The sequence below is a fragment of the Enterobacter sp. BIGb0383 genome, from assembly GCF_003751845.1.
GTDB lineage: Bacteria > Pseudomonadota > Gammaproteobacteria > Enterobacterales > Enterobacteriaceae > BIGb0383.
Genome location: NZ_RJKQ01000005.1, coordinates 208,497 through 232,275, shown reverse-complemented (window position 1 = coordinate 232,275; position 23,779 = coordinate 208,497). Strand labels below are relative to the sequence as shown.

The following is a 23,779-nucleotide window of genomic DNA, read 5'->3' as shown; positions in this document are numbered from 1 at the left end:
GAATTTCACTATCAAAATCACTTTCAGCAAATGCTGAAAGTGCCATTTTCAATGAAAAAGAGCATTGCTTAGTTGCTTAGACCGCAAACCCTTTATCCAGCTTGCTGTACCCCAGCCCGTTGATTTTTTTCACCTTGATCTGCACCGGGATCCGCTCCTTCATTGCCTCGACGTGGCTAATCACGCCGATGGTTTTGCCGCTGGCGTTCAGGGCATCCAGCGCATCGAGCGCCGCATCAAGCGTTTCGCTATCCAGCGTGCCGAAGCCTTCGTCGAGGAACAGGGAGTCGATTTTGGTTTTATGGCTGACCAGATCCGAGAGCGCCAGCGCCAGCGCAAGGCTGACGAGGAAGCTTTCGCCACCGGAGAGGGTGCGGGTATCGCGCACCGCATCGGCCTGCCAGGTATCAATCACCTCCAGCTCCAGCGCCTCGCTGGCTTTGCGCTGAAGCAGATAGCGACCGTGCAGGCGCGTGAGCTGGTTATTGGCCAGCCAGACCAGGTTATCGAGCGTCAGACCCTGGGCGAATTTACGGAACTTATCCCCCTCTTTTGAGCCGATCAGCGCGTTGAGATAATCCCAGTCCTCCAGTCGCTGTACCGCACCGGCTATCTCCTGCATCAGTGCTTGCTGGCGCTGGCGGTTATCGGCATCCTGCTTAAGCTGCTGGCGGATCTCGCCCTGGGCCGCGCTGTTTTCCCGCACCTGCTGATTAAGCAGGGCAAGCCGGGTCTGAACCTGTTCCAGCGGCGCCTCGATATCCGCATCCTGCGGCGGGTGTTGCAGGTGCTGCTCCTGCATCTGCTGCGCCTGGGTCGCCAGCACCTGGCTTTGCTGTAACGCCTGCTCGCGGGCCTGTTTTAAGGCTTCCAGCTCCCGGCGAACGGTGTCGTCGAGCAGCGCGGCAAGAAACGCCTCGCGATCGGCAAAGGGGCTGGCGGCAAGGCTCTCTTCGAACTGGGTTTGCGCCTGCTGTAAGCGCTGGTTTTCCAGCGTTTCCTGCTGCTGTAAGGTCTGCTGGCTGGCCTGCAAAGAGACGCACTCATCGGCAATCTGTCGCCAGCCGTCGAGCGGTACGGCATCAAACGGACCGTCAGACTGCGGCTGCGGCAGCGATTCCAGCACCGCTGCCAGCTGTGCGAGCTGTTCGCTGATGCCCTGGTATTCGGTCTGCTGCGCCTGCCAGCTGCGGGCCTCTGCCTCGCGGGCGGCCAGCCAGACCTGCTCTTCACCGGCTTCAGGTTGAGGCAGATTAAAGGCCGTCAGGCTTTCATTAAGCGACTGCTGCAGGCCGTTAATCTCCTGCTCCAGCTCGCTGATGTGCTGCTCGAGCTGGAGCTGGCGCTCATACTCATCCTGCTTATCCAGCCAGGCGGTAATATCGTCCTCGGGCGTCAGGGCAATCTGTAGCCCGGCGATAACCTCCTGCCACTGCTGATTCAGGGACTGGGCCTGCTGCTCCAGGGATTCGGCCTCGCGGGCCTCCTTTTCCTGCTGCTGAAGGCGAGCTTCCCGCTGGCCGCGCAGGGCCGCGCCCTCTTCGGCGAGTTTGCGGACGCTTTTTTCCAGCTCATCCCTGCGTTGACGGTTGGCATCCGGCGTCAGGGCCTGGTAAGCGGCAATCGCGGGATGGTCCGTTGCGCCGCACAGTGGGCAGGGTGCGCCGGGCTGAAGGCGGGCACGCTCGGCCTCAAGACGAAGAATGGTTGCTTCCAGATCGCAGATAGCCCGTACGTCGGTAAGCTGCTGGTTTTGCTCTTTATACTGCTGGCGGCGCTGGCTCAGGCTGACATCGAGTTCGGCCAGCGCTTTTTGCGAGGCCTGCAGGCTGGTCTCCAGCTGCTGACGCCGCCGGGCTAACGGCGCAAGCTGGACATGCAGACTGCTGAGCCGCTGGCGTAGCGGACGTGCCTGACGATGTTGCTCCAGTGCCGGAGCCAGCGCGTCAGCCGCAAGGGCGAGGTCGGTGGTCCGCTGCTGTTCGAACGAGCGAAGTTTACCGCTTCGCTCATTCAGCCGGGTAAATGTCGCCCGCCATCCGGTCAGTTCATTCCCCAGCAGGCGGAAACGGTCATGCTCCGTCAGCCAGTCGCTAAGGGTTTTGCCGCGGGCCTGCTGTGTCTGATGCTGCTGACGGGCGCTGGCGTAAATCGCGTCGCGCAGGCGCTGTTTGTCCAGTAAGCGAGTATTCACTTCCTGCGTCTGCAGGCGGGTCTGCTCGGCAACGGCGGTCTGGTCCTGCAGGCGTGTCCACTGGGGACGCAGTCGCTCTGCCGGCTGGGCGCGGGTCAGGGCATCCAGCTGGGGCCGGGCGGCATCGAGGGCCTGCTGTGCGGCGTTCAGGGCGGCCTGCGCCCGCTGGTTTTCACCGTTCAGCTCCAAGCGGCGGGTAAGCCACTGGTGCAACGCCTGGGCCTGCGCCTGCTCGCTAAGCTGCTGGCGCTCTTCGTCAGTAAGTACCTGCAAACGTTGCAGCAGCGCCTGCTGCTGCTCTTCGCCCAGCAGGGTTACGCCGTCGGCCAGAGCCTGAAGCTTATCCAGCTCGCCGCGTGCGGCTTTATGTTTCTCAAACACCATGGACGAAATCTGCCCGTAAATCTCGGTGCCGGTCAGCTCTTCCAGCAGCTCGGCCCGCTCTTTAGGTTTGGCGTTGAGGAAGGCGGCAAACTGCCCCTGAGAGAGCAGCATGGAGCGGGTAAAGCGGCCATAGTCGAGGCCGGTCAACGAGGCGGTCAGTTCCAGCTTATCCTTCACTTTATCCGCGAGGATCTTACCGTCATCCCGACGCGCCAGCTCCACGCGCGGCGCCTGCAGGTTGCCGTCGGGCTGGTTGCGGGCGCGGTTCTGGCTCCAGAAGGCGCGATACGCCACGCCCTGTACCTCAAATTCGACCTCGGCCAGGCATTCGGCGGTATCGCGGGTCATCAAATCGTTTTGCGACTGGGAGAGGGTATTGAGGCGCGGCGTCTCGTGATAGAGCGCCAGGCAGATGGCGTCGAGCAGGGTGGTTTTGCCCGCGCCGGTGGGCCCGGTAATGGCAAACAGACCGTTGCTGGCGAAGGGTTCCGCCGTAAAATCAATTTTCCATTCTCCCTTCAGGGAGTTGAGGTTTTTCAGCCGCAGGGTCAGGATTTTCATGCGTCTTTCTCCTCGTCCAGCGCCTGACGGGCGCGGTTAAAGCAGTCGTACAGCCGGGACTGACGGGCCTCATCCAGTTCTTCCAGCGCCAGGCGGCGGGCAAAAACATCTTCCACTTTCAGTTCGCTGAGGGTTTCCCGCTGAACGCTGGCCATAATGCGCGCCCGCTGCTCGCGGCTGCGGCGCACCAGCAGAACCTCAACGGGAAGTCCCTCGGTCAACGCCTGAATTTTGCGCTGCATATTGTGGAGGTAATCATCGGTAGTGATTTCAATATCCAGCCAGACGGGCGGTTCGTGCTGCCCGTCGCGGAAAACCTCAAGCTGCTCGCTAATCGACGCCAGGTCGCCCTTCAGCACCGCCAGCGGCTGGGTGATCGGCACCACAAGGGGCGTGATTTCCGTCAGCTTACCGTCGGCAAACACCACCAGGTTGACGATTTTATCTTTGCCGGTTTCATCGAAGCTCAAAGGGATCGGCGAACCGCAGTAGCGAATATGCTCTCCGCTGCCCACCCGCTGCGGACGATGGATATGTCCCAGCGCAATATAGTCGGCGGGCGGGAAATTCTGCGCCGGGAAGGCATCAAGGGTGCCAATATAGATGTCGCGCACGGCGTCGCTTTTGCTGGCCCCGACGGTTGTCAGATGGCCGGTGGCGACAATGGGCAGGGACCGATCGCCACGCAGGGTGCAGGCGGCATCATACTGCTGCTGATAGTAGTCGGTAATGGCCCCCAGCAGATGCTGCTGCTTTTCACTGCCCGACAGCCCCGCCTGGCTGGTGATAATATCCCGTGGGCGCAGGAAAGGAACCGGGCAGAGCACCGCGCCCGCCTCGCCGTCGCGGCGATACAGGAGCTGTGGCGCGTGACCGGCGCTGGCGACCACCGTAGTATTAAGGAAGGCGAGGATTTCACGCGATTCATTCAGCGTGGCGACCGAGTCATGGTTACCCGCCAGCACCACCAGATGGCAGCCCGTCTGCTGGAGCTGCACCACGAAGCGGTTATAAAGTTCACGGGCGTAGCTTGGTGGCGAGCCGGTATCAAAAATATCTCCCGCCACGATAATGGCATCGACCTGCTGCGCCTGTGCCGTTTCCAGCAGCCAGTCGAGAAAAGCCTGGTGCTCTGCGGCCCGGCTTTTGCTGTAAAAATTCTGGCCAAGATGCCAGTCAGAGGTGTGGAGCAGGCGCATAGCGATCCCGTGGCAAAAAAGCGTAAAGAGGATTATAAACATTCAGCCGCTTGAAGAAAGCGAAGATAGTCAGTGGCTTTGCGCCTGTCATAAAGGTTTTCAGTCCGTCATAAGACGGTCATCTTTTTCATAAAAGTGTCATAAATCTGACGCATAATGACGCCGCAACATATACTGTGACTAATATTAAACAGGGCAAATCATGGCGAGACGTATTCTGGTCGTAGAAGACGAAGCTCCAATTCGTGAGATGGTGTGTTTCGTGCTCGAGCAAAATGGCTTTCAGCCTGTCGAAGCGGAAGACTATGACAGCGCGGTAAACCAGTTAAATGAACCCTGGCCCGATCTGATTCTGCTGGACTGGATGCTGCCCGGCGGTTCGGGTATCCAGTTTATTAAGCATATCAAACGCGAAGCCCTGACCCGCGATATCCCGGTGGTGATGCTGACCGCCCGTGGTGAAGAAGAAGACCGCGTTCGCGGCCTGGAAACCGGCGCGGATGATTACATTACCAAACCCTTTTCGCCAAAAGAGCTGGTGGCGCGTATCAAAGCCGTGATGCGGCGGATCTCGCCGATGGCGGTTGAAGAAGTGATTGAAATGCAGGGCCTGAGCCTTGATCCCTCCTCACATCGCGTGATGACCGGCGACAATCCGCTGGATATGGGACCCACCGAATTTAAGCTTTTACACTTCTTTATGACGCACCCTGAGCGGGTTTACAGCCGTGAACAGCTGCTGAACCACGTCTGGGGAACCAATGTTTACGTTGAAGACAGAACGGTAGATGTGCATATTCGCCGCCTGCGCAAAGCGCTGGAGCACAGCGGCCACGACAGGATGGTGCAGACGGTGCGCGGCACGGGTTATCGCTTCTCAACCCGTTTCTAAATTTTGACAGGAGTGTGACGCGTGCTGGAACGGCTGTCATGGAAAAGACTGGTCCTTGAACTGGTCTTGTGCTGTATCCCGGCCTTGTTACTCGGTGCGGTGTTTGGCTATTTACCGTGGTTTTTACTGGTCGCGGTGACCGGGTTACTGGTCTGGCATTTCTGGAATTTGCTGCGCCTGTCATGGTGGCTGTGGGTCGACCGAAGTATGACCCCGCCGCCGGGTAGTGGCAGCTGGGAACCTCTGCTGTACGGGCTGCACCAGATGCAGCTGCGCAATAAAAAGCGCCGCCGCGAGCTGGGCAATCTGATCAAACGCTTTCGTAGCGGAGCGGAATCTCTGCCCGATGCGGTGATTCTGACCACCGAAGAGGGCACCATCTTCTGGTGTAACGGTCTGGCTCAGCAGCTGCTTGGGCTGCGCTGGCCTGACGACAGCGGGCAAAATATCCTCAACCTGCTGCGCTACCCGGAATTTTCACTCTATCTGAAGAACCGTGACTTTGCCCGGCCGCACAATCTGATCCTGAACAACGGTCGCCACCTCGAAATCCGCGTTATGCCCTACAGCGAGCAGCAGTGGCTGATGGTGGCCCGCGACGTGACGCAGATGCATCAGTTGGAAGGCGCCAGACGTAACTTCTTTGCCAACGTCAGCCACGAGCTGCGCACGCCGCTGACGGTGCTGCAGGGCTATCTGGAGATGATGCAGGAGCAGATTCTGGAGGGCGCCACGCGAGAAAAAGCGCTGCATACCATGCGTGAGCAGACCCAGCGTATGGAAGGGCTGGTCAAACAGTTGCTCACGCTGTCGAAAATTGAAGCTTCCCCGATACTGTCGCTGAACGAGCGTATTGATATGCCGGTGATGCTGAAAATCGTTGAGCGCGAAGCGCAGACCCTGGGGCCGAAGCATCTGCTGCACTTCGAGATTGAAGAGGGGCTGAAAGTGCTGGGCAACGAGGAGCAGCTGCGCAGCGCCGTTTCTAACCTGGTCTATAACGCCGTGAATCATACCCCGCCCGGCACGCAGATTACCGTGCGCTGGCATCGAATTGCCCACGGCGTGGAGTTCAGCGTAGAGGATAACGGCCCGGGCATCGCGCCTGAGCATCTTCCGCGTCTGACCGAGCGTTTTTACCGGGTGGACAAAGCCCGTTCGCGGCAGACCGGCGGCAGCGGGCTGGGGCTGGCGATCGTCAAGCACGCGGTCAATCACCACGAAGGTCGGCTGAACATCGACAGTACCCCGGGCAAAGGCACGCGATTCAGTTTCACCTTACCGGAACGTTTAATTGCCACAAACCCGCTCTGACCGGCGAATTGTCAGGAATAGTTGCCACAGACCAGCTTCGGCTGGTCTTTTTTATTGGCAGCAGGCTGGATAAACGTCGTTTGCTGAATTTTTGTTCGCATGATTGGCCATTTGTTTTTCTTATATATAGCGTTTAGAACTAGTCTGGTTTGGCTTTCTGGCATAATCATCTGGTTTTACGATCCCACCTTGCTTTAAAACGTTATAAGCGTTTAAATTGCGCCCCTGACACGACTGGACCGACTGTGTTTGCGTGGTAAATCGAAAAACTATTCTTCGCCACGCCTGGAGAGGAGCATTTCTCGCTGGAATTGCGTGCAATTACCGCGGGATTGTCCCACAGGGAAGTCAAAAATTTTAACGTTTCAACACCACATCCACAGGCAGTAAATACGCTATGACCCATCAGTTAAAATCGCGTGACATCATCGCTCTGGGCTTTATGACCTTTGCGCTGTTTGTTGGCGCCGGTAATATCATTTTTCCCCCTATGGTTGGCCTGCAGGCCGGTCCGCACGTCTGGACGGCGGCATTTGGCTTTCTGATCACGGCCGTGGGCCTGCCGGTGCTGACGGTTGTCGCCCTGGCGAAAGTGGGCGGCGGCGTTGACAGCCTGAGCACCCCGATTGGCAAAGTGGCTGGCGTACTGCTGGCTACCGTCTGCTATCTGGCCGTCGGTCCGCTGTTTGCCACGCCGCGTACCGCGACGGTTTCCTTCGAAGTGGGGATTGCCCCGCTGACCGGTAACGGTCCGCTGCCGCTGTTTATCTACAGCCTGGTTTACTTTGCGCTGGTGATCCTGGTCTCTCTCTATCCGGGCAAGCTGCTGGATACGGTGGGTAACTTCCTTGCGCCGCTGAAAATTGTGGCGCTGGTGATCCTGGCTATCGCTGCGGTCGTCTGGCCGGCTGGCCCGATCAGCCATGCGATGGAAGCCTACGAAAACGCCGCCTTCTCAAACGGCTTCGTTAATGGCTATCTGACGATGGACACCCTGGGCGCGATGGTCTTCGGTATCGTGATTGTTAACGCGGCTCGCTCTCGCGGCGTGACCGAAGCGCGTCTGCTGACCCGCTACACTATCTGGGCGGGTCTGATGGCCGGTGTCGGCCTGACGCTGCTTTATCTGGCCCTGTTCCGTCTGGGTTCCGACAGCGGCAGCCTGGTTGAGCAGTCGGCAAACGGTGCGGCAATTCTGCATGCTTATGTCCAGCACACCTTTGGCGGCGCGGGCAGTATGCTGCTGGCGGCGCTGATCTTCCTCGCCTGTCTGGTGACGGCGGTTGGCCTGACCTGCGCCTGTGCCGAGTTCTTTGCTCAGTATCTGCCGCTCTCTTATCGCAGCCTGGTGTTTATCCTCGGCGGCTTCTCGATGGCGGTCTCTAACCTGGGCCTGAGCCATCTGATCCAGATCTCTATCCCGGTACTGACGACCATCTATCCGCCGTGCATCGTGCTGGTGGTGCTGAGCTTTACTCGTTCATGGTGGAATAATTCCTCACGCATTATTGCGCCGGCCATGTTTATCAGCCTGCTTTTTGGTATCATCGACGGCATCAAGGCGTCGGCTTTTGGTGAGATGTTACCGGCCTGGACCCAGCGCTTGCCGCTGGCGGAACAGGGACTGGCCTGGTTGATGCCAACCGCAGTCATGGCCATTCTCGCTGTTATCTGGGATCGTGCGGCAGGACGACAGGTCGCCTACAAAGCTCACTAAAAAAAGCGGATTGTTTAACCACGGGGCTACAGGCCCCGTGGTTTTTTATTTGTTCTGATTGGTATGGAAAAAGATGGAAAGCACTAACACGCTAAAGCGGGGGCTTACCGCCCGGCATATCCGCTTTATGGCTCTTGGTTCGGCGATTGGCACCGGCCTGTTTTACGGTTCGGCGGATGCTATCAAGATGGCCGGGCCCAGCGTCCTGCTGGCCTATATTATCGGCGGCGTCGCGGCCTATATCATTATGCGTGCGCTCGGCGAGATGTCGGTGCACAATCCCTCTTCCAGCTCCTTCTCACGCTATGCCCAGGAAAACCTCGGGCCGCTGGCGGGTTATGTCACCGGCTGGACCTACTGCTTCGAAATGCTGATTGTCGCCATCGCCGACGTGACCGCCTTTGGTATTTATATGGGCGTCTGGTTCCCGGCTGTGCCGCACTGGGTCTGGGTACTGAGCGTGGTGCTGCTGATTTTCGCCATCAACCTGATGAGCGTAAAAGTCTTCGGCGAAATGGAGTTCTGGCTCTCCTTCTTTAAAGTCGCCACCATTATCATCATGATTGCCGCTGGTTTCGGCATCATTATCTGGGGTATCGGCAACGGCGGCGAGCCGACCGGTATCCATAATTTGTGGACCAACGGCGGCTTCTTCAGTAATGGCTGGCTGGGGATGATTATGTCCCTGCAGATGGTGATGTTCGCCTACGGCGGTATCGAAATTATCGGTATCACCGCTGGTGAAGCCAAAGATCCGGAGAAGTCGATTCCCCGCGCCATTAACTCGGTCCCGATGCGTATTCTGGTGTTCTATGTCGGTACCCTGTTCGTGATTATGTCCATCTACCCGTGGAACCAGGTCGGCACCGGCGGCAGTCCCTTTGTCCTGACCTTCCAGCACATGGGCATTACCTTCGCTGCGAGCATCCTTAACTTTGTGGTGCTGACCGCGTCGCTCTCGGCAATCAACAGCGACGTGTTTGGCGTCGGACGTATGCTGCACGGGATGGCAGAGCAGGGCAACGCGCCAAAGATTTTCGCCAAAACCTCCCGTCGCGGTATTCCGTGGGTGACGGTCACGGTGATGACCCTGGCGCTGCTGATTGCGGTGTATCTTAACTACATCATGCCGGAAAACGTCTTCCTGGTGATTGCGTCGCTGGCGACCTTCGCAACCGTCTGGGTGTGGATCATGATCCTGCTGTCGCAGATCGCCTTCCGCCGTCGTCTGCCGCCGGAAGAGGTGAAAGCCCTGAAATTCCGCGTGCCGGGCGGCGTGCCGACCACCGTCGTTGGCGTGATTTTCCTGGTCTTTATTATTGGCCTGATTGGCTGGCACCCGGAAACCCGCATCTCCCTGTACGTCGGGTTTGCGTGGATTGGGCTGCTGCTGGTGGGCTGGATGATTAAGCGCCGTCATACGGCGTAAGAAACGGGGGGATTTCCCCCCGATAATGGCTTAAACCGGCGTGTTCACGCTGCCTTCGCGGAAGTAGCGCAGCAGGTTATCAATCGCCAGGCTGGCCATTGCCTGACGGGTTTCGGCGGTATTACTCGCCAGATGCGGAAGGAGCACTACGTTGTCCATCTCGCACAGGGCGGGCGGGATCTGCGGCTCCTGCTCAAACACGTCCAGCCCCGCGCCGCGGATCTGCCCGCTGTGCAGGGCACCGATCAGCGCATCCGTATCGACCACCGATCCACGGGCGATATTGATCAGAATACCCTCCGGCCCCAGCGCCTTCAGTACCTCTGCGTTAATAATATGTCGGGTGGCCGCGCCGCCCGGTAGCGTCAGCACCAGAAAATCGACCGCGGCAGCCAGCTCCTCGATGGAGTTGTGGCGCTGCCACTGCGGCTCCTGGGCATCACGCGGGCTAAAGTAGTGTATCGGCATCTTAAAGCCGGCTACCCGCTGCGCGACTTCCCGGCCAATATTGCCCATTCCGACGATACCACAGCGCTTGCCGGTCATCTTCCATGCCATCGGATAGCCGCGTTTTAACCACTCGCCGCTGCGGGCAAAGCGGTCGGCGTTACAAATCGTGCGCGTGACCGCCAGCATCAGCGCCAGCCCGGTATCGGCCACGCACTCGTCCAGCACGCGCGGCGTATTGCTGACCAGGATCCCACGCGCCCGCGCTTTGGGCAGGTCAATGGCGTCCACGCCGACGCCAAAGCTGCTGATCACTTCCAGATTCGGCAGGCTGTCGATCAGTTCCCCGCTGATGCCCTGATTCCCGCGGGTAAAGGCACCGCGGATCTGCGTGGCGTAGTCGCGCAGCAGCTGAGGCTGGTCGGCCTGCCACCCTTTATGCAGGGTAAAGCGTTCGGACAGGGCGTCGAGCATTGGCTGAGTCAGTTCGCTGACGATCAGAATATGGGGCTTGTTGCTCATGCTAACTCCAGGAAAAATAAGCGTGTCGGTAAGTATAGAAACCCGCCGCCGCTGGCTCTTCATGCATAAGCCCTAACCGCCAGGGCAATTGTTTGCCAGTTGCCCGTCAGGTCTTGTGCGGGATCACAAAACCGCCTTTCTGCGCCCCCGTTCTCCCCCGGGCAAAAAGCGGGAAGAGAGGAGGGCGACGCGTCGTGCCTGTGGCATGGTGGCGGAATACTGCATTAAGGGAGGATCGTGATGTTGAATGCCTGGCATTTGCCGGTCGCACCGTTTGTGACCCGGCGCGAAGACCGTCTGACGATAACGCTGTGGCTGACGGGGAACGCGCAGCCGACGCGGGTTTCCCTGCGTGCCGAGCGGGACAATGAAGAGATCCATCTGCTGATGACGCGCCTGAAGCGTGCGCCGCAGCCGGGCGTCAGTGCCTGGCAGGTGACGCTGGCGATCCACGACGGCCAGCCGCGTCGCCGCTACAGCTTTAAGCTGCTGTGGCCCGACCGCCAGCGCTGGTTTACGCCGCAGGGCTTCAGCGATTTTCCCCCGGCGAGGCTGGAGCAGTTTGCCGTGGACGTGCCGGATAACGGGCCGCAGTGGGTCGCGGACCGGATTTTTTACCAAATCTTCCCCGACCGCTTTGCCCGCAGCGAACCGCGCAGTCCGGAGCAGGACAAGGTCTACTGGCACGCTGCCGCCGGGCGGGAAATCATTCTGCGCGACTGGGATGAACCGCTCACCGCCGAAGCCGGTGGCTCCACCTTTTACGGCGGCGATCTCGACGGCATCCGCCAGAAGTTACCGTATCTGAAGGCGCTCGGCGTTAATGCGCTCTACCTCAACCCGGTCTTTGTCGCGCCGAGCGTGCATAAGTACGATACGGAGGACTATCGCCGCGTGGATCCGCAGTTTGGCGGCGACGAGGCGCTGCTGCGCCTGCGCGAAGCGACACGCAAAGCCGGGATGCGGCTGGTGCTGGACGGCGTCTTTAACCACAGCGGCGATTCGCACGCCTGGTTTGACCGCCACCGGCGCGGTGAGGGCGGGGCCTGTCACTCTCCCGACTCCGCCAGCCGATCATGGTACAGTTTTTCCCCTGAAGGACTGGCCCTTGACTGGCTGGGCTACAGCAGCCTGCCCAAGCTCGACTATCGTTCGCCCACGCTGGTGGAGGAGGTTTATCAGGGCAGCGACAGCATCGTGCGCCACTGGCTGAAAGCGCCCTGGGAGATGGACGGCTGGCGACTCGACGTGGTGCATATGCTGGGTGAGGGCGGCGGTGCCGCAAATAACTTACAGCACGTGGCCGGGATTAGCCGGGCGGCAAAGGAAACCCGACCCGATGCGTATATTCTCGGCGAGCATTTCGGTGATGCTCGCCAGTGGCTGCAGGCGGATGCCGAAGATGCGGCGATGAACTATCGCGGCTTTACCTTCCCTCTGTGGGCATTCCTTTCCCGGACCGATATCTCCGGTGATCCGCAGCATATCAGCGCCCGTACCTGCATGGAGTGGATGGATAACTACCGCGCGGGGCTGTCGCATCAGCAGCAGCTCAGAATGTTTAACCAGCTCGACAGCCACGATACGCCGCGCTTTAAAACCCTGCTGGGCCGCGATATCGCCCGCCTGCCGCTGGCGGTGGTATGGCTGTTTAGCTGGCCCGGCGTGCCCTGCATCTATTACGGGGATGAGGTGGGCCTTGATGGGGAGCAGGATCCGTTCTGCCGTAAGCCTTTCCCCTGGGATAAGACACGCCAGGATACCGAACTGCTGGGGCTGTATCAGCGGCTGGCCCGCCTGCGCAAAGACAGTTTGCCTCTGCGTCAGGGAGGCTGTCAGGTTCTCTATGCCGAAGAGGATGTGGTGGTCTTTGTCCGGGTCTGGAAGCAGCAGCGCGTGCTGGTAGCGATCAATCGGGGTGACGCCTGTGAAGTTGTGCTGGGGGATTCGCCGCTGTTACGGGAAAAAAACTGGCAGCTTAATGAAGGTAACGGTAGGCTACAGGCCGATACATTGATGCTCTCCGCGGTGAGTGCATCGGTCTGGTCCGCCACCTGAACCGGAGTGCTCACGGGGGCGGGCGCACAGTGGCGCGTCACGCCACCTTTGAGTCAAGGTGAAAGTACATGGACGGTCTTTTATTTTTGGGCGCAGCCATACTCATCCTGGTGCTGGTCGTGGTGCCTATGGTGGCATTCTCTGCCAGGCGGCGCAGCATCGCCGTGCAGGATGAGCTTCAGCAACTAAAGCAGAGGCTGGCTGTCCTTGAGCAGCGTTCAGTCGAGCCGGAGGCCATTGCCAGACCTGCGCCGTTGGCCCCGGAGGTGGAGCCTCTTTCCGTCGAGGCCAGCGAGCCTGTCGATGTCCCACCGCCGCCGAGAAACGTCTGGGCGCGCAGCGCCACCACGGTATCGTCAACCCCATCCCCCGTTGCACAAGCAAAACCGCCTGAGTCTGCTTCCTGGGGCATCGTGACCTCACTGGTGCGCTGGTTTATGCAGGGGAATCCGCTGGCAAAGCTGGGGATTGTGCTGCTGTTTATCGGCCTCTCGTTTCTGCTGCGTTATACGGCCGAATATGCCCTCTTTCCGCTGGAACTGCGGCTGGTGTCGGTGGCCCTGGCGGCGATGGTCCTGCTGGGGCTTGGCTGGCGTCTGCGGCATAAGCAGACGGTTTTTGCTCTTATCCTGCAGGGCGGCGCGGTGGGTGCCCTCTACCTGACGGTATTTGGCGCGTTCCGGCTATGGCAGATGTTGCCGATGACCCTGGCCTTTGCTTTGCTGATTGTCATCTGTGCAGCCAGCGTTGGGCTGGCAGTGCTGCAGCGGGCATTAAGCCTTGCGCTGCTGGCAAGCCTCGGCGGCTATCTTGCGCCCATTCTGCTCTCTACCGGCGGCGGGAGCCATACGGCCCTGTTCTCATTCTATCTGCTGCTCTCCATCGGCATTCTTGCTATCAGCGTCTGGCAGCACTGGCGCGAACTGAATCTGCTGGGGATGCTGTTCTCCTTCGGCGTGGCCGGGATGTGGGGGCTGCAAAATTACCGCCCGGAATACTATCTCAGCTGCCAGCTGTTCCTGATTGCCAATATCCTGCTCTTCGGGGTGCTGAGCGTTGGGTTATCGCTGCGTGCGCAGCATCAGCGTGAACGCATTATTGATGGCGTGATGCTGTTTGCCCCGCCGCTGGTCGGGTTCGGGATGCAGTACGCGATTGTGCAACATTGGGTATACGGCCCGGCGTTTAGCGCCCTGGGATTCGGCCTCGTCTATATCACCCTCGCCTGGGGCGTACTTAAACGTTATCCCGGTGCAGGAAAACCGCTGGTGCTGGCGGGGCTGGCCCTCGGTGGTGCCTTTGTGACGCTGGCGATCCCGCTGGCCCTGTCGGCCCGCTGGACGGCGATGGCCTGGGCCCTGGAAGGTCTGGGGATCCTGTGGCTGGGCATGCAACAGCAGCAGAGGCGGATGAGCTATAGCGGCACGGCCCTGCTGATACTGGCGCTGTTTAGTGCGATGTGGGCCGGTGTTGATGGCCTGACGTCGCTCTCTGCGCTGCTGATTTGTACCGTACTCAGCGGCTGCTGGATGGCTGCCGCTTTGCTATGGCGTCCCGTACAGAACCTTGTCGGCAGGCTGCTGCTGGTTGGCGCGATCCTGCTGTGGATGATTGCCCTGGGCGCTGCGGCAAAGCTAATGCTGTCCGCCGTGGACGATATCGGCGTGGGCTTCCTGGTCCTGCTGAGCGGCTCGGTCTGGCTATGGCGTGCGTTAAGCCAGCGTCTGGCATGGCGGGATCTGGGCTACGCTCAGTGGCTGCTGTGGCCGGCGATGCTCTCTCTGGTGGGCTGGCAGTTAGGGGAACAGGGGCATATTCTGGCCGCCGGGTGGTACAACCTCGTCTGGTGTCTGGCGCTGCCTTCGGCGCTGATCCTGCTGTACAGGGACGCGGGCGCTGCGCCGTCTATTCTGTCGAAGAGCCTCCATATTTCACTTTTCTGGATCCTGTTACTGGCGGCGCTTGGCGAGCTGTGGTGGCTGGTTGATACATTCGAGTGGGGCTGGCTTGCCTGGCGGTTCGGCCTACCGATGGCGGCGGGTGGCGTGGTGATAACCCTGGTGCTGGCTGCCATTCGTCGCGATAACTGGCCGTTTCGGACCTGGCCCGTGCTGTACGGCACGCTCGGCCTGCTTCCTTTAGCGATCCCGCTGTTTATTGCGCTGATTGTTGCCAATCTTCTGGATGGAACGGTGTTCGGTATGCCGTATCTGCCGCTGATCAATCCGTTGGAGGAAGGGGCGCTGTTCGCGTTCTTTGGCCTGTGGGGCTATTGTCGTTTTGTCGAAACTCACTTTGCCCCCTGGACTCCCCGAGGCTGGCGTCTGTGGCTATTTGTGGTTCCGGGCTTCTGGTGGCTCAACGGCGCGCTGCTGCGCGCCCTGGCCGACTATGGTGAGGTGGCCTGGGAAGTCGAAAGCCTGTGGGCATCGCGACTGGTCCAGACCAGCTTTGCGCTGTTCTGGATGCTGATTGCCCTGGTCGTGATGGTCATGGCGACGCGTCGCCACATGCGGCGCGAGTGGCTGGGCGGTAGCGTACTGTTAGGGATTGTACTGGTTAAGCTGATGCTGGTGGATAGCGCTGGCGGCGGGGGATTATCACGCGCCATTGCGTTTATTGGCGTGGCCGTTCTGGTGCTGATCGTGGGGTATTTTGCCCCGTTGCCGCCAAAACCGGCTCAGGAGCAGAGTAAGGGAGAAGAACCATGAAAGGGCTGCACGGAGTGTTTTTAGTGGCGTTATTAAGCGTGTGTGGATCGGCGTTTAGCCAGGAGACGACGCCCGAACGTCCGCAGGATTACGCCTGGGGTGCGGAGCTGGAGCTGCCCGAGGCATCGTCATGGTATCGCGTCGATCTGCCGTCCGGGGTGTATGCCCGCAGCGTATGGCCCGACTTACGCGATGTGCGCGTGTTTAACCACGATGGTGAGCGGGTGCCGTTTACCCTGGTGACGCGGCATATCGAGGCCGCCGAACCTGAGGCGATACCGCTGCGTCTTTTTCCTCTGGCGGCAAAAGAGGAAGAGAGCGGCGTTGTTCAGCTGCGTTCCCCGGACGGGGTGGATATTCGCATTGAAGGACGCCGCGTCAACAACGTCGGGCAGAGCTATCTCCTGGCGCTACCTGAGACGATGCCGGAGCGCTTTGCGCTGACGCAGCTGGGGCTGACCTGGAGCCAGCCCGCAGAGCGCTGGCAGGCTAAGGCGACGCTTTTTTATAGTGACGACCTGCGTCGCTGGACGCTATTGCAGGAGGATGCGCCGCTGATGGAGCTGACCAGCGGTAGCGACCGCCTGAAGATCGATACTATTCCTGTCAACAGACGACTGACGGCCCGCTATTTGCTGATGGTGTTTGATGCGCCGCGTCTGCCGGTGACGATAACCCAGGCGACGGCCACTCTGGGCCGGGAGGAAACACCCCTGGAGCAGGTGAAATTAGTCAGCGAAGGGCAGTCGGTTTCTTCCACCGAGGCGCTGTATCAGTGGACGCAGCCGCAGCCGTTCAGTTCCCTGGCCGTTGAGCTGGCGGAAGAGGGCGTATTGCCGGTGGATATCGCCTGGCGCAGCGCGCAAAACGACCCCTGGCAGCCTCTGCGTAAAGAGGTTCTGTGGCGGCGTGATGGACAATCTCAGGCGGAGATTCCCCTTCCGGGTTCGGTCGTGCAGGCCGTGCGTATCACCACTCTGGATGCCCACCTGCCTGCCGCGTTGCCGAAGGTGGTCGGGAGCCGGGATCGTCAGGTGCTGGTGTTCAATACCCAGGGCAAGAAGCCCTTTATGCTGGCGTGGGGCAATAAAGCGGCCCAGCCTGCGGCAGTAAGCCTGGATGGATTAATTCCAGAGGCCCTGCGTAAGCAGGTTGATCCGGCGGCGCTGCCTGAAGCGCAGGTAAAAGCGGCTGTGACGCTGGGTGGGGAAGCGCGGCTGAGTGCGACCTCGCAGGCCGAACGGCAGGAGCTGTGGAAAACGGTGCTGGTCTGGGGAGCGCTGCTGCTGGGCGTTGCCGGGCTGGTGTGGATGGGCCTTGGCGTCTGGCGCGATGTCAAATCGCGTTAAGCGGGCGGGGAAAGAAAGAGAAAAGGCTCGCATCGCGAGCCTTTTTTATACAGCCGGATAATTACAGGCTGGAGACGTTTTCGCTCAGGTATTTCGCAACGCCGTCCGGAGACGCGTTCATACCTTCTTTGCCTTTTTCCCACTGAGCCGGGCACACTTCGCCGTGCTCTTCGTGGAACTGCAGCGCGTCAACCATACGCAGCATCTCGTCGATGTTACGGCCCAGCGGCAGGTCGTTAACAACCTGGTGACGAACGATGCCGTTAGCGTCGATCAGGAAAGAGCCGCGCAGCGCAACGCCTGCGTCCGGATGCTCGATGCCGTATGCCTGCTGAACTTCACGTTTGATATCAGCAACCATTGCATATTTAACCTGGCCGATACCGCCTTTGTCGACCGGGGTGTTACGCCATGCGTTGTGTACGAACTCGGAGTCAAAGGAGACGCCAACCACTTCCACGCCGCGCTTCTGGAACTCTTCGTAACGCTTGTCGAAGGCAATCAGCTCAGACGGGCAAACGAAGGTGAAGTCCATCGGCCAGAAGAACAGAACGGTGGCTTTACCGCTGGTGTGCTGTTTGAAGTTGAAGTTTTCAACGATTTCACCGTTGCCCAGAACGGCAGCAGCTGTGAAGTCCGGAGCCGGACGAGTGACCAGAACCATGGTGTTCTCCTGTTAACAGTAGGGATATTTAGAACGCAACGCGGGTCAGTATAGGGAGCCGGATTGGTGAATACAACGCGACCCTGACAATCGATAATATAGGCTGGGCCTATCAGGATTCATAGGTATAACCGTTCTACAGCTGCTGATTTTTTGCCTGCGCCATCATGCGTGGATAGAGCTGCCAGAAACGCTCGCTCAGGGCATCATAGTGGGTGTCCAGATCCTGCCAGCTATCGCGCAGCGCTTCCAGACGCGGGCGGCGGCTGGCCATCCCGTTCAGCACGCGCTGAATAAAGTCCATCTCGCCGTAGCGCACCAGCCAGCGCTCCGACCACAGATATTCATTGAGGTTAACAAAGCGCGGCGGCGAGTCAGGCAGGATCGTGCTGACCTGCTGGTGAGCATAGCGGACGAAATCTTCCAGCGGCAGATCGGGCGATAGCTGTGCCCAGTGGCGGGAAAGGAAGTGGTCCCACATCACGTCCAGCGCAATGGGCGCAACGCGGCGGGTTTGCGGACGGAACCAGGTTTTGGCCTCCGTCACCTCCGGGAGGTTATCGGTCAGTACGTCGATGCGCCGGTGCATAAAAATCCCCGCAACCACGTCCGCCGGATAGTCGGCTTCCGGGTTACCGCGCACAAAATCGGCCAGCAGGTTGCCGGAAAGGGAGCTGTTGGCGAGGTGCGCCAGGTGCAGGTGAGCAAGAAAATTCATCGGTTATTACCTGTCCGGAGGCGGCTAACGGTTGCAGCGAAGGGGCGTCAGCACTAGACTACCCGCCTCTTATTTTGTCCTGAGTTAGTGTCATGCGCGTTGCAGATTTTTCGTTTGAGTTACCTGAATCCCTGATTGCCCACTATCCACAGCCGGAACGTAGCGGCTGCCGCTTACTGTCGCTGGATGGGCCAACAGGTGCGCTGACGCATGGTACTTTCACCGATTTGCTCGATAAGCTCAACCCCGGCGATCTGCTGGTCTTTAATAATACCCGGGTGATCCCGGCACGTCTGTTTGGCCGTAAAGCCAGCGGCGGCAAGATTGAAGTGCTGGTTGAGCGGATGCTCGATGATAAGCGCATTCTGGCGCATATCCGCGCCTCGAAAGCGCCAAAGCCGGGTGCCGAGCTGCTGCTGGGCGATGACGAAAGCATCAATGCCACCATGGTGGCCCGTCACGATGCCCTCTTCGAAGTCGAGTTTAACGACGAACGTCCGGTGCTGGATATTCTGAACGCCATCGGCCATATGCCGCTGCCGCCCTATATCGACCGTCCTGACGAAGAGTCGGACCGCGAGCTGTATCAGACCGTTTATAGCCAGAAACCCGGCGCGGTTGCCGCCCCGACCGCCGGGCTGCACTTTGATGAGCCCCTGCTGGCTCGCCTGCGCGAAAAAGGCGTTGAGCTGGCCTTTGTGACCCTGCACGTCGGGGCCGGTACCTTCCAGCCGGTGCGCGTCGACAGCATCGAAGACCATATTATGCACTCCGAGTATGCGGAAGTGCCGCAGGAGGTCGTCGACGCCGTGCTGGCCGCCAAAGCGCGCGGTAACCGGGTGATTGCCGTCGGGACCACCTCGGTGCGTTCCCTGGAGAGCGCCGCTCAGGCGACCAAAGAGGGGCTGATTGCGCCGTTCTTTGGCGATACCCAGATCTTTATCTTCCCCGGCTATCAGTACCAGGTGATCGATGCCCTGGTGACCAACTTCCACCTGCCGGAATCGACGCTGATTATGCTGGTGTCGGCCTTTGCCGGCTATCAGCACACCATGAATGCCTATAAATCGGCGGTAGACGAAAAATATCGTTTCTTTAGCTACGGCGACGCGATGTTTATCACGTACAATCCGTCAGCCATTACTGAACGCGTCGGGGAATAAGTCCCGGGCGCAGGTTTTATTCGTCAGACTGTTTTTCTGGCGTCGGAGAAAGCATGAAATTTGAACTCGATACCACCGACGGCCGCGCTCGCCGCGGTCGCCTGGTGTTTGATCGCGGCGTGGTTGAAACGCCTGCGTTTATGCCCGTTGGCACCTACGGCACCGTCAAAGGGATGACCCCGGAAGAGGTTGAGGCCACCGGCGCGCAAATCATTCTCGGTAACACCTTCCACCTGTGGCTGCGCCCGGGTCAGGAGATCATGAAGCTGCACGGCGATCTGCACGATTTCATGCAGTGGAAAGGTCCGATCCTGACCGATTCCGGCGGCTTCCAGGTCTTTAGCCTCGGTGATATCCGCAAGATCACCGAAAAGGGCGTGCACTTCCGCAACCCGATCAACGGCGATCCGATTTTCCTCGATCCGGAAAAATCGATGGAGATTCAATACGATCTCGGTTCCGACATCGTGATGATCTTCGACGAATGTACGCCGTATCCGGCGGACTGGGATTACGCTAAACGCTCGATGGAAATGTCCCTGCGCTGGGCGCAGCGCAGCCGCGACCGTTTTGACGGCCTCGGCAACAAAAACGCGCTCTTTGGCATCATTCAGGGCAGTGTTTACGAAGATTTACGTGATATCTCGGTCAAAGGTCTGGTAGAGATAGGCTTTGATGGCTACGCTGTCGGCGGTTTGGCTGTCGGTGAGCCGAAGGAAGATATGCACCGTATTCTGGAGCACGTCTGCCCGCAGATCCCGGCCGACAAACCACGATACCTGATGGGCGTGGGTAAGCCGGAAGATCTGGTTGAAGGCGTGCGTCGCGGCATTGATATGTTCGACTGCGTGATGCCGACGCGCAACGCCCGCAACGGTCATCTGTTTGTGACCGACGGCGTAGTAAAAATCCGTAACGCGAAGTACAAAAGCGATACCGAATCCCTGGATGCCGAGTGCGATTGCTACACCTGTCGCCACTATTCACGGGCCTATTTGCATCATCTTGACCGTTGTAATGAAATATTGGGCGCGCGTCTCAACACGATTCATAACCTTCGCTACTATCAGCGCTTAATGGCTGGTTTACGGAAGGCTATCGAAGAAGGTAAATTAGAGGGCTTCGTGACTGATTTTTACCAACGCCAGGGTCGACCGGTTCCACCTTTGAACGTTGATTAATTTAATAATGAGGGAATTTGAATGAGCTTTTTTATTTCTGATGCGGTAGCGGCAACTGGTGCTTCGGCGCAGGGCAGCCCGATGTCTCTGATCCTGATGCTGGCGGTATTCGGTCTGATTTTCTACTTCATGATCCTGCGCCCACAGCAGAAACGCACCAAAGAGCACAAAAAGCTGATGGACTCCATCGCCAAAGGTGACGAAGTGCTGACCAACGGTGGCCTGGTGGGTCGCGTAACCAAAGTAGCAGAAAGCGGCTACGTTGTGATCGCACTGAACGACACCAATGAAGTGGTTATCAAACGTGACTTCGTAGCTGCCGTTCTGCCGAAAGGCACGATGAAGGCGCTGTAATCTTTTGTTTTCCCAAAGGGAACTGCCGTGTTAAACCGTTATCCTTTGTGGAAGTACATTATGCTGGTCGTCGTGATTGTCGTCGGCCTGCTTTACGCACTTCCCAACCTGTATGGTGAGGATCCGGCTGTTCAGATCACTGGTGCGCGCGGTGTCGCCGCCAGTGAGCAAACGCTGATCCAGGTCCAGAAAACGTTACAAGAAGAAAAAATTACCGCGAAGTCTGTGGCGCTGGAAGAGGGTGCAATTCTTGCGCGCTTCGACTCCACCGATACCCAGCTGCGCGCCCGTGAAGCGCTGATGAGCGAAATGGGTGAGCAATATGTGGTGGCGCTTAACCTTGCTCCGGCAACTCCGCGCTGGCTGTCGACGATTTACGCCGAGCCGATGAAACTAGGCCTTGACCTGCGTGGCGGCGTGCACTTCCTGATGGAAGTGGATATGGAAACGGCGCTGGGCAAGCTGCAAGAGCAAAGCATCGACAACCTGCGTAGCGGCCTGCGTGAGCAGAGCATTCCTTACACCAACGTGCGTAAAGCCGATAACTACGGCGTGGCTATCACTTTCCGCGACGGCGCTGCCCGCGATAAAGCGAATACTTTCCTCACCGCTCGCCACCGCGATATGGTTATCCGAAATCAGGGCAGTAATGGCCTGGTCGCGGTGATGACCGACGCGCGTCTGAGCGAAGCCCGTGAGTATGCCGTTCAGCAGAACATTAATATCCTGCGTAACCGCGTTAACCAGCTCGGCGTTGCCGAACCGCTGGTACAGCGTCAGGGCGCCGACCGCATCGTGGTTGAGCTGCCGGGTATTCAGGATACCGCACGTGCTAAAGAGATCCTTGGCGCGACCGCGACCCTCGAATTCCGTCTGGTCAATGCAAACGTCGATCCGTCTGCCGCCGCCTCTGGTCGCGTACCGGGCGACTCGGAAGTGAAGCAGATGCGTGATGGACAGCCGGTTGTGCTGTACAAGCGCGTGATCCTGACCGGTGACCATATCACCGACTCCACTTCCAGCCAGGATGAATACAACCAGCCGCAGGTTAACATCTCGCTCGATAGCGCGGGTGGTAACATCATGTCTAACTTCACCAAGGACAGCATCGGCAAGCCGATGGCGACCCTGTTTGTGGAGTACAAAGACAGCGGCAGGAAAGATGCCAACGGCCGTTCGATTCTGGTGAAACAGGAAGAGGTGATTAACGTCGCCAATATCCAGTCCCGTCTCGGCAGCAGTTTCCGCATCACTGGTATCAACAACCCGAACGAAGCACGCCAGCTCTCTCTGCTGCTGCGCGCCGGTGCGCTGATTGCGCCGATTCAGATTGTTGAAGAACGCACCATCGGTCCGACCCTGGGTATGCAGAATATCCAGCAGGGTCTGGAAGCCTGTCTGGCCGGTCTGGCGGTGTCGATCCTGTTTATGCTGATCTTCTATAAGAAGTTTGGTCTGATTGCGACCACTGCGCTGCTGGCGAACCTGGTGCTGATTGTCGGCATTATGTCGCTGCTGCCTGGTGCGACGTTGACCATGCCGGGTATCGCGGGGATCGTGTTAACCCTTGCGGTGGCGGTCGACGCCAACGTACTGATTAACGAACGTATTAAAGAAGAGCTGAGCAACGGTCGTTCCGTACAGCAGGCGATTGATGAAGGGTACAAAGGCGCGTTCAGTTCCATCTTTGATGCGAACATCACCACGCTGATTAAAGTCATCATTCTGTATGCGGTCGGTACCGGTGCAATTAAAGGCTTTGCGATCACTACCGGTATTGGTGTGGCGACGTCCATGTTTACCGCAATTGTCGGTACCCGTGCCATCGTGAACCTGCTGTACGGCGGCAAACGCATCAAAAAGCTGTCTATCTGAGGAGTGCGTTGTGGCACAGGAATATACTGTTGAACAATTGAACCACGGCCGTAAAGTCTGGGACTTTATGCGCTGGGACTACTGGGCCTTCGGCATTTCCGGTTTTCTGCTGATCGTGTCGATTATTATTATCGGCGTGCGCGGTTTTAACTGGGGTCTCGATTTCACCGGCGGTACGGTCATTGAAATTTCCCTGGAAAAACCAGCGGATGTGGAAGTGATGCGTGCTGCGCTGGAGAAAGCCGGCTTCGCCGATCCGCTGCTGCAGAACTTTGGCAGCAGCCGCGACATCATGGTGCGCATGCCGCCTGCTGAGGGTGAAACCGGCGGTCAGGTGCTGGGCAGCAAAGTCGTTAGCGTGATCAACGAAGCGACCAACCAGAATGCGGCGGTCAAACGTATCGAATTTGTTGGGCCAAGCGTGGGTGCCGATCTGGCGCAGACCGGGGCAATGGCGCTGATCGTGGCGCTGATCTCGATTCTTATCTACGTCGGTATTCGCTTTGAATGGCGTCTGGCGGCGGGGGTGGTTATCGCCCTTGCGCACGACGTGATCATCACCATGGGCGTGCTCTCTCTCTTTAGTATCGAGATTGACCTGACCATCGTGGCGTCGCTGATGTCGGTTATCGGCTACTCGCTGAACGACAGCATCGTGGTATCGGACCGTATTCGTGAGAACTTCCGCAAGATCCGTCGCGGTACGCCTTACGAGATATTTAACGTGTCGCTGACCCAGACGCTGCACCGAACCTTGATCACATCCGGGACCACCTTAGTGGTTATCCTGATGCTGTATCTGTTCGGTGGTGCAATGCTGCAGGGCTTCTCCCTGACCATGCTGATCGGTGTCTCCATCGGTACCGCGTCCTCTATCTACGTGGCATCCGCACTGGCACTGAAACTGGGTATGAAGCGCGAGCATCTGATCCAGCAGAAAGTCGAGAAAGAAGGGGCGGATCAACCGTCAATTCTGCCGTAATCCCGTTTCGGGGTAATAAAAAACCGCAGCTTTCGGGCTGCGGTTTTTTTATGGCCGGGGAATAA

Annotated in this window: 17 protein-coding genes; 12 read left to right on the top strand and 5 right to left on the bottom strand. The window is 58.7% G+C overall.

Going from position 1 to position 23,779, the window contains the following annotated elements; translation table 11 throughout:
• Positions 1 to 76: 76 nt before the first annotated feature.
• Both sbcC and sbcD read right to left on the bottom strand, forming a co-directional pair.
• Positions 77 to 3,139, bottom strand: a complete 3,063-nt coding sequence (sbcC, locus tag EDF81_RS21120) for an exonuclease subunit SbcC (protein WP_123350129.1) — start codon at positions 3,137 to 3,139, stop codon at positions 77 to 79.
• Positions 3,136 to 4,338: an exonuclease subunit SbcD gene (gene sbcD, locus EDF81_RS21115; RefSeq protein ID WP_123350128.1), complete on the bottom strand. Its 1,203-nt coding sequence runs from the start codon at positions 4,336 to 4,338 to the stop codon at positions 3,136 to 3,138. The genes sbcC and sbcD overlap by 4 nt, the downstream gene beginning before the upstream one ends.
• A 202-nt stretch (positions 4,339 to 4,540) precedes the next feature.
• Between sbcD and phoB the strand changes: the two genes are divergently transcribed.
• The 4 genes from phoB (at position 4,541) to proY (ending at position 9,690) form a co-directional block, all read left to right on the top strand.
• Positions 4,541 to 5,230, top strand: coding sequence for a phosphate response regulator transcription factor PhoB (gene phoB / locus EDF81_RS21110; protein ID WP_123350127.1), 690 nt, complete (start codon positions 4,541 to 4,543; stop codon positions 5,228 to 5,230).
• Between the two features lie 21 nt (positions 5,231 to 5,251).
• A complete protein-coding gene (gene phoR / locus EDF81_RS21105; protein WP_123350126.1) occupies positions 5,252 to 6,544 on the top strand; it encodes a phosphate regulon sensor histidine kinase PhoR in 1,293 nt (430 codons plus the stop codon).
• 397 nt (positions 6,545 to 6,941) lie between these two features.
• The gene (gene brnQ / locus EDF81_RS21095; RefSeq protein ID WP_123350124.1) at positions 6,942 to 8,261 is read left to right on the top strand and encodes a branched-chain amino acid transporter carrier protein BrnQ; all 1,320 of its coding nucleotides are present in this window, start codon (positions 6,942 to 6,944) and stop codon (positions 8,259 to 8,261) included.
• Positions 8,262 to 8,334: 73 nt separating this feature from the next.
• Entirely contained in the window at positions 8,335 to 9,690 is a 1,356-nt protein-coding gene (gene proY / locus EDF81_RS21090) for a proline-specific permease ProY (protein ID WP_123350123.1), read from the top strand.
• 30 nt (positions 9,691 to 9,720) lie between these two features.
• Here the strand turns inward: proY and EDF81_RS21085 are convergent, their stop codons facing one another.
• Positions 9,721 to 10,659, bottom strand: coding sequence for a 2-hydroxyacid dehydrogenase (locus tag EDF81_RS21085; protein ID WP_123350122.1), 939 nt, complete (start codon positions 10,657 to 10,659; stop codon positions 9,721 to 9,723).
• A gap of 240 nt (positions 10,660 to 10,899) precedes the next feature.
• Between EDF81_RS21085 and malZ the strand changes: the two genes are divergently transcribed.
• From malZ to EDF81_RS21070, 3 genes are all read left to right on the top strand, one after another.
• Complete coding sequence (malZ, locus tag EDF81_RS21080; protein ID WP_123350121.1) at positions 10,900 to 12,717, top strand: maltodextrin glucosidase; 1,818 nt, start codon at positions 10,900 to 10,902, stop codon at positions 12,715 to 12,717.
• A gap of 68 nt (positions 12,718 to 12,785) precedes the next feature.
• On the top strand, positions 12,786 to 15,428 hold the full coding sequence (locus EDF81_RS21075; protein ID WP_123350120.1) for a DUF2339 domain-containing protein: 2,643 nt from the start codon (positions 12,786 to 12,788) through the stop codon (positions 15,426 to 15,428).
• Positions 15,425 to 16,777, top strand: coding sequence for a DUF3999 family protein (locus tag EDF81_RS21070; protein ID WP_123350119.1), 1,353 nt, complete (start codon positions 15,425 to 15,427; stop codon positions 16,775 to 16,777). Before EDF81_RS21075 ends, EDF81_RS21070 begins: the two co-directional genes overlap by 4 nt.
• Before the next feature lie 61 nt (positions 16,778 to 16,838).
• Here the strand turns inward: EDF81_RS21070 and EDF81_RS21065 are convergent, their stop codons facing one another.
• Both EDF81_RS21065 and acpH read right to left on the bottom strand, forming a co-directional pair.
• A complete protein-coding gene (locus EDF81_RS21065; protein ID WP_123350118.1) occupies positions 16,839 to 17,441 on the bottom strand; it encodes a peroxiredoxin C in 603 nt (200 codons plus the stop codon).
• Between the two features lie 136 nt (positions 17,442 to 17,577).
• On the bottom strand, positions 17,578 to 18,159 hold the full coding sequence (gene acpH, locus EDF81_RS21060) for an ACP phosphodiesterase (protein ID WP_123350117.1): 582 nt from the start codon (positions 18,157 to 18,159) through the stop codon (positions 17,578 to 17,580).
• Between the two features lie 92 nt (positions 18,160 to 18,251).
• Here acpH and queA point away from each other — a divergent pair, with 92 nt between their 5' ends.
• Genes queA through secF form a run of 5 tightly spaced genes read left to right on the top strand, consistent with a single transcriptional unit; the run spans position 18,252 to position 23,714 of the window.
• Positions 18,252 to 19,322: a tRNA preQ1(34) S-adenosylmethionine ribosyltransferase-isomerase QueA gene (gene queA / locus EDF81_RS21055; RefSeq protein WP_123350116.1), complete on the top strand. Its 1,071-nt coding sequence runs from the start codon at positions 18,252 to 18,254 to the stop codon at positions 19,320 to 19,322.
• Positions 19,323 to 19,375: 53 nt separating this feature from the next.
• Entirely contained in the window at positions 19,376 to 20,503 is a 1,128-nt protein-coding gene (gene tgt / locus EDF81_RS21050; RefSeq protein WP_123350115.1) for a tRNA guanosine(34) transglycosylase Tgt, read from the top strand.
• A 21-nt stretch (positions 20,504 to 20,524) separates the two neighbouring features.
• On the top strand, positions 20,525 to 20,857 hold the full coding sequence (yajC, locus tag EDF81_RS21045) for a preprotein translocase subunit YajC (protein WP_123350114.1): 333 nt from the start codon (positions 20,525 to 20,527) through the stop codon (positions 20,855 to 20,857).
• Positions 20,858 to 20,884: 27 nt separating this feature from the next.
• On the top strand, positions 20,885 to 22,732 hold the full coding sequence (gene secD, locus EDF81_RS21040) for a protein translocase subunit SecD (RefSeq protein WP_123350113.1): 1,848 nt from the start codon (positions 20,885 to 20,887) through the stop codon (positions 22,730 to 22,732).
• Positions 22,733 to 22,742: 10 nt separating this feature from the next.
• A complete protein-coding gene (gene secF, locus EDF81_RS21035) occupies positions 22,743 to 23,714 on the top strand; it encodes a protein translocase subunit SecF (RefSeq protein WP_123350112.1) in 972 nt (323 codons plus the stop codon).
• The last annotated feature ends 65 nt before the right edge of the window (positions 23,715 to 23,779 follow it).